Source organism: Gammaproteobacteria bacterium (genome assembly GCA_013696315.1).
In the GTDB taxonomy this organism is placed as follows: Bacteria; Pseudomonadota; Gammaproteobacteria; order JACCYU01; family JACCYU01; genus JACCYU01.
On the sequence record JACCYU010000148.1, the window covers coordinates 1 to 10,665 of the forward strand.

The 10,665-nt window shown below is 60.6% G+C and carries 10 protein-coding genes; 2 read left to right on the forward strand and 8 right to left on the reverse strand.

The genetic code is table 11. The features are described from left to right. The 7 genes from H0V34_08640 to H0V34_08670 all read right to left on the reverse strand — a co-directional run. Positions 1–788: Hpt domain-containing protein (locus H0V34_08640; GenBank protein ID MBA2491752.1), on the reverse strand; the 788-nt coding region annotated here is incomplete at its 3' end. Between the two features lie 113 nt (positions 789–901). Beyond that, positions 902–2,617, reverse strand: a complete 1,716-nt coding sequence (locus H0V34_08645; protein ID MBA2491753.1) for a methyl-accepting chemotaxis protein — start codon at positions 2,615–2,617, stop codon at positions 902–904. Positions 2,618–2,645: 28 nt separating this feature from the next. Then, positions 2,646–3,194: a chemotaxis protein CheW gene (locus tag H0V34_08650; protein ID MBA2491754.1), complete on the reverse strand. Its 549-nt coding sequence runs from the start codon at positions 3,192–3,194 to the stop codon at positions 2,646–2,648. After that, positions 3,191–4,687 (reverse strand): chemotaxis protein CheR, encoded by a 1,497-nt coding sequence (locus H0V34_08655; protein ID MBA2491755.1) that lies wholly within the window; start codon positions 4,685–4,687, stop codon positions 3,191–3,193. Before H0V34_08655 ends, H0V34_08650 begins: the two co-directional genes overlap by 4 nt. Next, entirely contained in the window at positions 4,687–5,148 is a 462-nt protein-coding gene (locus H0V34_08660; GenBank protein ID MBA2491756.1) for a purine-binding chemotaxis protein CheW, read from the reverse strand. The genes H0V34_08655 and H0V34_08660 overlap by 1 nt, the downstream gene beginning before the upstream one ends. 648 nt (positions 5,149–5,796) lie before the next feature. Beyond that, positions 5,797–6,210 carry a VOC family protein gene (locus tag H0V34_08665; GenBank protein ID MBA2491757.1) on the reverse strand — a complete coding sequence of 138 codons (414 nt, stop codon included), beginning with the start codon at positions 6,208–6,210 and terminating at the stop codon, positions 5,797–5,799. 210 nt (positions 6,211–6,420) lie between these two features. Further along, the gene (locus H0V34_08670) at positions 6,421–7,134 is read right to left on the reverse strand and encodes a hypothetical protein (protein MBA2491758.1); all 714 of its coding nucleotides are present in this window, start codon (positions 7,132–7,134) and stop codon (positions 6,421–6,423) included. Between the two features lie 174 nt (positions 7,135–7,308). Here H0V34_08670 and H0V34_08675 point away from each other — a divergent pair, with 174 nt between their 5' ends. Further along, positions 7,309–8,676 (forward strand): AmpG family muropeptide MFS transporter, encoded by a 1,368-nt coding sequence (locus H0V34_08675; GenBank protein ID MBA2491759.1) that lies wholly within the window; start codon positions 7,309–7,311, stop codon positions 8,674–8,676. Between the two features lie 220 nt (positions 8,677–8,896). On the opposite strand, the gene xth is transcribed toward H0V34_08675, so the two are convergent. Next, a complete protein-coding gene (gene xth / locus H0V34_08680; protein ID MBA2491760.1) occupies positions 8,897–9,676 on the reverse strand; it encodes an exodeoxyribonuclease III in 780 nt (259 codons plus the stop codon). 129 nt (positions 9,677–9,805) lie between these two features. On the opposite strand from xth, the gene pyrE reads away from it, so the two are divergent. Then, positions 9,806–10,441 carry an orotate phosphoribosyltransferase gene (pyrE, locus tag H0V34_08685; GenBank protein MBA2491761.1) on the forward strand — a complete coding sequence of 212 codons (636 nt, stop codon included), beginning with the start codon at positions 9,806–9,808 and terminating at the stop codon, positions 10,439–10,441. Positions 10,442–10,665: the final 224 nt, after the last annotated feature.

The following is a 10,665-nucleotide window of genomic DNA, read 5'->3' on the forward strand; positions in this document are numbered from 1 at the left end:
GCCTTGAAGTAATCCACGCTCCAGTCGAAAAATTCCAGCAGCCGCGTCAGCTCCGGAGGAGCGTGGCTTTCCCCTTGGGCGGCTCGACGATCTCGCGACCGGCGGAGTCGGCGCGCCTCCGGCTCGACTGCCGCCCAGGCTTTGCGCCATGCTTCGAAGCGGCTGGCGAGCTCATTCAACTCGGCCGCGCGCTGAGCGGCGGTCAACTTGGTGATGAGCAATTCCTCTGCCTCCAGCAACCGCGCCTCCAGCTTCACTACCGCGACGCGCACGGTTTCTTCCGGCACCTTTTTGGCCCCCACCGGCGGGGTGACAAAAGCGGGCACGGCCGTGGGTATCGCCGATGGTCCCGGCCCGGTATGAATCGGTGCCGCTGCAGTATTTCCCAGGCGACGCAAGGACTGGCGCTGTGACGACACATCGGGTGGTGCGCCCGTCCCGCCTGCACCGGCGGGCGCGGCAAGCGTCGAGGTGACGGCATCGAGCGTGCGGTACAGCGTGTCCAGTGCGTCGGTAGATGGGACGCTTTCCCCCCGTTTCCAGGCGCCGAACACGTCTTCCACCGACTGGCAAAGCGATTCGATTTCGGTTAAGTCCACCGCGCGCGCGGCGCCTTTCAAACTGTGCGCCGCACGGAACACCGTCTCCACGATCTTGCGGTGCGCGTCGGGCGCTGGTGTTTTTTCCAGTTCCAGCAAGCCTGCGGAGATCGCCCGCAAGTGCTCGTCGGCTTCGACTTTGAAAGTCGCCCGCAGTTGTCGCAAAAATTCTTCGTCCCCGGTGCTCATGATGTCTTGAATTGTGCGGGAAGCACGGAGACCTTCACCGCGGCGCGAGCTTTATCCTTCGGCATAATGGCAGCGGCAGTCGTGCCGGACTTGCGCACGTGGGCTTACGCCGGCTAGACCTGGTATCGGGCCACCATTAGCCTGAGTTGCTGACCAAGCTCATTGAGGTTACGCGCCGCGCTCTCCAATTGTTTCGCGCCCGTGACGTTCTGGGTGCTCGCTTGCTTGATGCTCTCCATGGCGCCGCCCACCTGGTCCACGCCCACCAACTGCTGTTGGCTGGAGACGGCGATCTGCGTCGCCGCCTGCGCCGCCTCGCTCACGCTGCCGGCCAGCGCCTGAATCGAATCGCCCGCCTTTTCGGTCTGCCCCGTTCCGGCTGCTACCGCCTTACTACCTTCCTCGGTTGCCATCACGGCCGCGCTGGTAGCCTTCTGAATGTCTCCCAGGATGGCGCGCACATGACTGGTTGCCTGCCGGGATTGCTCGGCCAGACTCTTTACTTCCTGCGCCACCACGCCGAAGCCCTTGCCGTGTTCGCCCGCCTTGGCTGCCTCGATAGAAGCGTTAACCGCCAGCAGATTCGATTGCGCGGCGAGGTCTTCCACGGTCGCGATGATCTGGCCGATGGCATGGCTCTGTTCAGAGAGCCGTACCATGCTCGCGGCAATCTCTTCCATCTGCTCGCGGATACGATTCATGCCCGCCACGACGTCATCGGCCGCCTTGCGTCCAGTCTGGGCGATCTGTGCAGCCTTGTGCGTGCTGTCGGAGACCAGCCTGGCCTTCTGGTTTGCCACCTGCGCGGTCTGCCGGACTTCTTCCACCGTAGTGGTGGCCTCGCTCACCGCCGCGGCGGACTCGCTGGCGCTAGCGGCGAGCTGGTTAGTGGAGGCGACGATTTCGCTCGCGGATGCGCCCAGGACATTGGCGCCTTCGGCCAGCGCGCCGATCTGCGCGCGAAGGTCGTCGGACATCCGCGCAAAGGCATTGCCGACAATGTCGTCCGGGGATTGAGGTTTAAGCGCCGAGCGCAGGTCGCCGGAAGCGATCTGCGCCGCCGCGGCGGCCATGGCGCGCAGAGACTGGGTCATGCGTTCGAGGGCGCGGGCCAACGCACCCACTTCGTCGCCGCGGGTGGTGGCCGGCAAACTCCCGCTGAGATCGCCGACCGTAATCCGCTCGGCAACCGCTGTGAGTTGCCGCAGCGGCCCCGCGATATTGCGCGTGATGATCAACCCGGTTATAGCCGCGAGCACCAGCGCGGCGAGGGTGCCCAGCACGATGATTGCTTTCGCATTTTGGGCCTCGGTCTCCGCCCGGTCCACACGCGTCTGAAGTATGGCCTCCTCTTCGCTTTGCATCGTGCCCAAAACCTTGCGGATCTTGTCCATGAATGCCTTGCCCTTGCCGCTCTTGATAATCGCGCTGGCGGCCTGCACGCCCTTGGTCCGGCGGGCGTCGACGTTTGCGCTGGCAACGGCGACCCTGTTTTTCACCAACGGCTCGAGCACGTGGAGGCGTTGCTGCTGGTGCGGGTTACCTGCCGTCATGTTCCGAAGGGGGTCAAGTCTGGCCAGGGCGGCGTGATACGGCTGCAGGTAACTCTCCTCGCCGGTGATGACATACCCTCGGTCGCCGTTCTCTACATCCGTCAACAGCGAGAGCATTCCGGTGAGCTGTGTCAGCACGTCGGAGGTATGCTTGCGCGCATCTGATACCTCGATCAGCTGGATTGTGGTGTGATAGGAGAACCCACCGACAATCAGGAAAATCATCAAGGTGAGGCCGAAGCCGGCAGCGATCTTGGTTCCAACAGTCCATTTCATGGCGAGTGTCTCCGGTAGGTATCCGCTTTCAGTTTTCCACTTCCTCGTGTACCAGTATCTGCGGGTCCGCCAGGATCCGGTCCATGTCGAGCACCACGAGACGTTCCGCGGTCATGCCTTTCAGGTAGTTGTCGCAAATCCCTGTGTGGGTCGGCAGCGAAGCCTGCAAGCTGTCCACGGGGATGATCCGAACGCCCACGATGACATCCGCCAGCAAACCCAGTTCGAGACCGTTGCCGCGGACGAGGATGATGCGGTGCAGGTCGGTCAACCCCATATCTGACAGATCGAAGAACTTCTTGATGTCGATCACCGGGGTAATGCGGCCTCGCACGTTCACAATTCCAAGTACAAACGGCTGGGTACAAGGCAGCGGCGTCAGATCCTTCAGCGGATATACCACGTTCACAAAACGGGTCTCCAGCGCATAGCATTCCTGTGCCAGGCGAAACTCCACTACCTCGAGCGAAGTCTCCGCCGCCGGGATGCTTTGGGGCGGGCGGGCCAGAACTCTTGCGCGGGCGCGGAGGATTTCTCTGTTATCTGGCGTGGAAGCGGCGCGGCTCTCATCGATCATGGCGACTTTTCACGTTCCGTTATTGAAGCGAGGGTCTGAGCGAGTTGGCCGGCCGTGAGGCCGTCCGGCTCCAGCAGGAGATCGTCCGGCTTGTAACGGCGCAGGAAATACAGTGCGTTGGCGAAATGCTTGTTCCCCGCGCCGGTATTGCCGCGGTTGCGAGCGAGATTGCCGAGCGCGAAGTGGGCCAGCACGAAGCCCTGGTCGAGATAGATCACCCGCCGCAGCGATGCGCGCGCTTGCTTAGGCTCGGCGTGCTCCAGCAGAACGACCGCACGCAGATAGTGGGCGGCAGGGTTCAGTTTGTCCGCGGTAATCCAGCGGTCACACCATGCCAGCGCGTCGACCAGCCTGCCCTGGTTAGCCAGCGCGCGCGCAAGCAGGGCTGTAACCGCCGGCTCAAACGGACCTTCAGCAGACTCGGCGGGCAGCGTGTCGACCACCTCCCCATACAGGCCTGCTTGATAAAGCGATTTCGCGGCGCCGACAGGGCCACGCGCGACGTTCGTCACCGCGGACTCTTCCCGTGGCGCAGCGGGCTTCAAATCCGCGGTGATGGCGGCCGGAGTCCAGGGTAACAATGCTTCGATCGCCGGCAGGGTAAACGCCGGCACGGATGCATCCTGTGGTTCAGTCGCGGGCAACGCGTCGCTTTTTTGAAACAGGATCGCGCCCGGAAAATTCACGGCGAGAAACTGGGGAAACAGCGCCTCCGACGCTTCGCTGGGGCTGACCACCAGCCAGCCACCTTCGACCAGCGCGCGACGGAGATTGCCGATCACCTTGTGCATCTGGGGCGGCGTGAAGTACATCAGAACATTGCGACAGACGATCACATGCATTGCGCTGAGGTCAGTCGCCAGCGTGGGATAAACGTCCTCCACCAAGTTCAGGTGTGCGAAGTTCACCAGCTTCCTGATTTCGGTAATGATGGTGTAGCGGCCATCCGCGGAGCGGTCGAAATAGTTTTGCTTGAGCCATGCCGGCGCATCGCGGAATGACCATTCGCCATAGGTGCCCGCAACGGCTTTGCGCAGAAGGCGCGCGTTAATATCTGTCGCGTTGATCGTGACGCGCCAGTCGCGCAAATCGGGCAACATCTGATGCAACAGGATTGCCAGGGTATACGGCTCTTCGCCGCTGCTACATGCCGCAATCCAGATGCGCAGCCGCTGGTCGCCGCCCCTGCGGGCACGGATAAGCGCGGGCAGGATGTTCGCGGCGAGCACCTCGAACGCCTGCTTGTCTCGGAAGAAGTAGGTTTCGCCTATCGTGAGATGGCTGGCCAGTACCTGCAGTTGCGCTTTGGTCGGCGGCGCCGATAAAAGCCAGCCGACGCACGCCGCAACGTCGTCAAAGCCGAACTCCTGTGTCGCACCCATCAGACCGCGCTGCTTATCGTCCCAGCGCGCACGCGGAAAATGCAGTCCCATCCCCTCGGCGATAACATCGCTGAGTCGCGACCACTGCGCCTCCCGCACCTGGTTTGGCATCATGCGTCCCGATCCATAGCCTCATCCAGAGAGCGCGCCTCGTCCATGGAGAGAAACTTTTCCAGGTTATGGATCAGGACCAGGCCATCGTCGAGTTTGACCACACCCTGGACATAGTCGAGGCCCGGCACAATCTGAGCCGAGTCTATAAGCGCTGATCGCGGTACCCGAATTACGCCCAGGGTTTCATCGACCACGAGAACCATCGTGCGCTGAGTGGTTTGCGCGATCAAAACCTGGTCCACGGGGTCTATCTTTCGATCCGGCAAGCCAAAGCGTCCGCGAATATTCAGCACAGGGAGAACATCTCCGTGCATGGGCATTAGGCCGCACACTACTGGCGGCGCGTCCGGTAACGGGGTGACGTCCACCGCCCGAATAACGCGCTCGACAGCCATGAGCGGTAGCGCATACCGCTGCTCATCCAGCCGGAACGCCACTAGATCGGTGAGATCGAGCATAGCTTCGCCTCCGTTCGTCCGCGTCACATTGACGGATATACCGGCAACCATTATTCGCCGACACGAACGTTTTGAAGTCTCTCTCGCAACTCTTCACGTCGCGATCTTTTGAGATTATGGGCACAAGGTGGGCTATTTTTATCTATGCCGTTTTCCTCTATTCAGTGGGCACTGATGCCAATGTAACTACAGCGAGAGCAAGGGCAGACACGATCCGTCGCTACCGAGTCGTTCGGTTATACGCGCCTGCTCAGGAACGAAAGTGGCAGTTCGTCGGTCGCTGGACACCGTTCGTCGCGTCAGTGGCGGAAGTTCGTGGCCTGAGGCTACGTGCGCATTCATTCCGCGCGCAAAAAATCAGCAATCTCTTTTGTACGGGAACCGGCAGTCGTAATCAGCGCGGGAAAAGGCTCATCTGCCCGTATGATGATTCTCGTCGAACGCCTACGGGAATCCTGGAGACGAGAAAAGATGGCTGTGGTCTGACGGAGAGGCGATCTGAAATCGGGCGATTACTTCGGGAAAGGAGGTCTGCAAACTCAAAGGAAGATTCTTTACCTTGAATACACAGTCAAGAGTTCGCCGCCGGGCAGCCTTTCGTGGGCGGAACCACGGCGGACATCTTGAGGCACGCATCATGATGCAGCTTCAACTATCGTTGCGCGCGATCTCGTCGTAGCCTTCGCCCCTGAATTCCAGCAGGCAGAAGCCGTGCCCGAACGGGTCACTCATGCGGGCGATGCCGCCCCAGACGTGCGTTTCGACCTCGCCTTCGAGCTTAGCGCCCGCGGCCCGCGCGTTAGCAACCGCATGCCCGATCTCATCGACGACAAAGTCGAGGTGCACCGGTGTCCAGTGACGCTGGTAGTTCCGCGACACGGTTGGAAACGCCGTCGCGGAACTGCCCGCGGCGTTCTCCAGCAGAAAGATCGGTATTGAGGCGCCGAGCAGTTCGACGATCGTGCCACCCAACCGGCGTCCGATTCGAAGGTTTAATCCGCGGGTATAGAACTCGATACCCTTCTGGAGATCATCGACATCGATATTTGCGATCGTCTGAATCATCGTTGATCGTGGTGCGTCAGAAGTGCCATCGCCCCGACCTAAATTAGTTCTGCACGCAGACAGGAATCAGAGCATATTCACGGTTGAGGGCAAGGTCATGGCGCCACGTCTGATGCGCCGACAGCGATCCTCAGAGAAAGTTGAGAAGCACGTTTGGACGCGACAGTTCTGCCAGCAAAGCTCGCACAGGCGCCGCGGTTATCAGCGTTACGACGCCTTCGTCACCACCCGCAACTCGACCTTGCCCAGCGCGCCAAAGTCGATCCTCATCGAATCGCCGGGTTCGCCGATCATGGGCTTTACGAACGAGCCCGAGATGATGCGATCACCGGCCTTTAAGCCCTCGCCGTAACGCGGCAGCAGGTTCGCGACCAGCATGACCAATGCGCCCAGATCCTCGGGGATCAACGCGGGCTCGGGCTGGCGTACGGCCTTGCCGTTGCGAAACGCGCGCGGCCAGTAGTCCTCCACTTTTTGTAACGTGTCCGGCGGAAATTCATCGCCGAACACCACGCCTGCGTGAAAGATGCTGTGGCTCAAGATTGTCGCGAGATCGCCGCCCGGTTTGCTGATGTCAATCAGCTCAATGGCTGGGCCCAGGGTTACGATGGCAGCGCGCGCCTGGCGCAGAGTGCAACCTTCGGGCACGTCTTCGCGCATGCGTATTGATATTTCGGCTTCGCCGCGGATAATCGCACCCGCGCGCACCGGCACATCGGCGCCGGATTCGAACGCGCAGTTACCCGCCAGCGCGCCAACCGCCGGTCCCGTAAGACCCCACTTGGCCTGCGCGACGGCGTCCGTGATGCCGATCTTCCAGCCTACTCTGGGCAGGCCGCGCGCCATGTGGTCGCGCAGCCATTTGATCTGATCGCGCATGCCCTGCGCGATGATGTCGTCGATCGATTGTTCTGATGTCATTTGCGTTGCCATTATGATTATTCCATGAATGCCGACAGCGGTACTCTAGCGCAAGCGGCCTGCATTTGCTGCAAGTCCGAGACGCGCGCGCCTTCTCATTGCATGATGATGCCGCTATCGTACGCGCCATGATCCCCGATCGTTCCGCATGAAGCGCGTTCGGCGTTGCCCGCCATGAGATGGCTGGAGGCGTTGCGCGTTTACCGCCATCCGCGCGTCGTAGCAATGCTGTTCCTGGGCTTTTCGGCGGGGCTGCCGTTTCTGCTGGTGTTTTCCACTTTATCCGCGTGGCTGTCTGATGCGAATGTCAGTCACGGCGCGATCGGTTTTTTCAGCTGGGTCGGGATTACCTATTCAATCAAGGTGCTGTGGGCGCCAGTGGTCGATCGGGTGCGCATCCCGTGGCTGACCCAAAAGCTCGGCAAACGACGTAGCTGGATGCTGGTGGCGCAGCTTGGTATCGCGCTGGGCCTGCTGGGTATGGCGATGATCGATCCCGCCCAGCAACTGCCTTACGTGGCCGCGTTCGCGCTGCTGGTGGCGTTCGGCTCGGCCACCCAGGACGTTGCAATCGATGCGTATCGCATCGAGGCGGTGATCACGGAGCACCAGGCGGCCATGGCGGCAATGTATATTCTCGGCTACCGCGTGGCACTGCTGATCGCCGGCGCCGGCGCGCTGTACATCGCGCAATACGGCTCCTGGCCCACCGCGTATGTAAGCATGGCCGCGCTAGTGTCGGTCGGCATGCTGACGGTGCTGGCGATCGCGGAGCCGGAGCACACGGTAGCGCGCGATGCTTATCAGCGGGAGGCGCGCGTGGTCGCCTTCATGGAACGCTCGGCGCATCTGCCGCCACGACTGCGCGCGGCGATGGCATGGTTCATCGGCGCGATGGTGTGCCCCTTTCTCGATTTCTTCGCGCGCAACGGGGTGAAGATGGCGCTGCTGACGCTGCTCTTCATCGGCATGTTTCGGATAAGCGATATCACCATGGGTGTGATGGCGAATCCATTTTATCTGGACATAGGCTTCAACAAAGCCGAGATCGCCAGCGTCACCAAGGTGTTCGGCTTTTTCATGACCATCATTGGCGCCGCCGCGGGCGGTCTGCTGGTGGTGCGTTACGGCATCATGCGACCGTTGCTGCTGGGCGCAGTGTTGGCGGCAGCCACCAATCTGCTGTTCTCGCTAATGGCGGTGATGGGCCCGGATCTCGGCTTGCTGGCGGTAACCATCAGCGCCGATAACCTGGTCGGCGGTCTGGCCGGCTCAGTATTCATCGCTTATCTGTCGAGCCTGACCAACACCGCGTACACGGCCACCCAATACGCCTTGTTCAGCTCGCTCATGACCTTGCCCGGCAAATTCATCGGCGGCTTCTCGGGCCTTGTCGTCGAAGCCCAGGGCTATTCTTTATTTTTCATATACTCCGCGCTCATCGGCGTGCCGGCGGTGTTGATGGTGCTGTACCTGATGCGAACGCCTAATGCGGATCAGCCTCAAGCCAGAAACGTTCCAGCGCAAGACGCGGAAGCCTGAATTGATCCTATTGTATAAGGCTAAAATCCTGGCAAGGTGGCCTTGCCTGAAACTCAGCCGAGAGCTGATCGTGTCGGAGCTTGACGTTATCAAATTGCTGTCGTCGCCGAGATTATAAGTCACTTTCAGCGCTCCTCAAGTCTAGCTCAGCAGGCAGGCGCGCCACCTTCCGCATGTGTCGGGGTATGGCTGACCGCGAGTACGAATTGGGGCGCAGTATCTACAGCGTCAAGTCGTAATCGACTGTCAGCGGCGCGTGGTCGGAAAAACGTTGTTCCTTGTAAACCGAAGCGCGCTGAACCTTGTCTCTGAGGCCTGGCGTGACCACGTGATAATCGAGTCGCCATCCCACGTTTTTGGCCCATGCCTGGCCGCGGTTGGACCACCAGGTGTAGGACTCGGCTTCCGTGTGCGGGTGCAGATGGCGATAAGCGTCCACCCAGCCGACTTGTTCGAACACCACATCCAGCCAGGCGCGCTCCTCGGGTAGAAAGCCCGAGTTTTTCTGGTTGCTGCGCCAGTTTTTGAGGTCAATAGTTTTGTGCGCGATGTTCCAGTCGCCGCAGATGATGTACTCGCGACGACTGCGCCGCAGTTTCTTCAAGTAAGGCAGAAACTGATCCAAGAAGCGGAACTTGGCTGCCTGCCGGATCTCGCCGCTGGTGCCGGACGGCAGATACAGCGAGATCACACTAAGTTTTCCGAAGCGCATCTCCAGATAACGCGCCTCCGGGTCGAATTCATCGAAGCCAAGGCCCGCGATGATCTTGTCCGGTTGTCGGCGCGCATGTATGGCCACACCGCTGTAGCCTTTCTTGAACGCATCCACGTAACGGCAGTGCAGGCCGTCGGGGCGGAAGCACACATCGGCAAGCTGGTGTTCCTGAGCCTTGGTTTCCTGCAGGCAGACAATGTCGGCATTTTGTACGGCAAGCCAGTCGAACAGACCCTTGCGGGCGGCCGAGCGGATACCGTTGACGTTGAGGGTGATTATGCGCATAGGTGATGGGCGAGCGATGCAAACGACCCTTGGCATTTTAGTGGCGCGCCGGGTCGCTGGGAACCGCGCGATTGCCCGGTGCTTGCTGTCGGCTCAGAATGACGGCGATAAACGACAGGTTCGCGGCTTATGACCATTAAGGACGAATTCCTGGAACTAGCCATCGCGCAGGGCGCGCTGCGTTTTGGCGAGTTCACGCTCAAGTCCGGACGCATCAGCCCGTACTTTTTCAATGCCGGCCAATTCAGTGACGGCGGCGCTCTGGCCAGCCTGGGGCGATGCTATGCGCAATCGATCGCGGCTTCTAGGCTGGCGTTCGACATGTTGTTTGGACCCGCTTACAAGGGCATCCCGCTGGCGACGGCTGCGGCGATTGCGTTTGCGGAACAAGGGCGCAATCTGCCATGCGCCTTCAACCGCAAGGAGATCAAGGATCACGGCGAGGGTGGTGCGCTGATGGGCGCGCCACTGGCAGGGCGCGTACTTATCATCGACGATGTGATCACCGCCGGCACCGCGATCCGCGAGTCGGTGGGGATTATCGAAGCCGCGGGCGCTCATGCGGTGGGCGTCGCCATTGCGCTGGATCGTCAGGAACTGGGCCAGGGTGGTATTTCGGCGATGCAGGAGGTGGAAGCGCAATATGGGCTGAAGGTCGTCGCCATCGCTGCGCTCGCTGACTTGCTGACCTTCGTTAAGAATCAACCGGAGATGGCGGCGACTCACGATGCGATCTACAGCTATCGAACTCAATACGGCGCATAAGCCTCCCTGCGCTGGACAAGAGTGCTCACTCAGCCTTAACTTGGCCTCCTGTGTCAGGGTAGACGGGCAGCGACAAAAGAAGCTGCACCAGTTGATCGGTTAAAGACAACGGTTCGTCACTAGCAGCCTGTCGGACTTTCGCAGGTTTATCCGACGTGGATTTGTACGAAGATAGCGGAGCCACAGTAGCGAGGGGAAGCGATGACACGATTTATCACGATTGA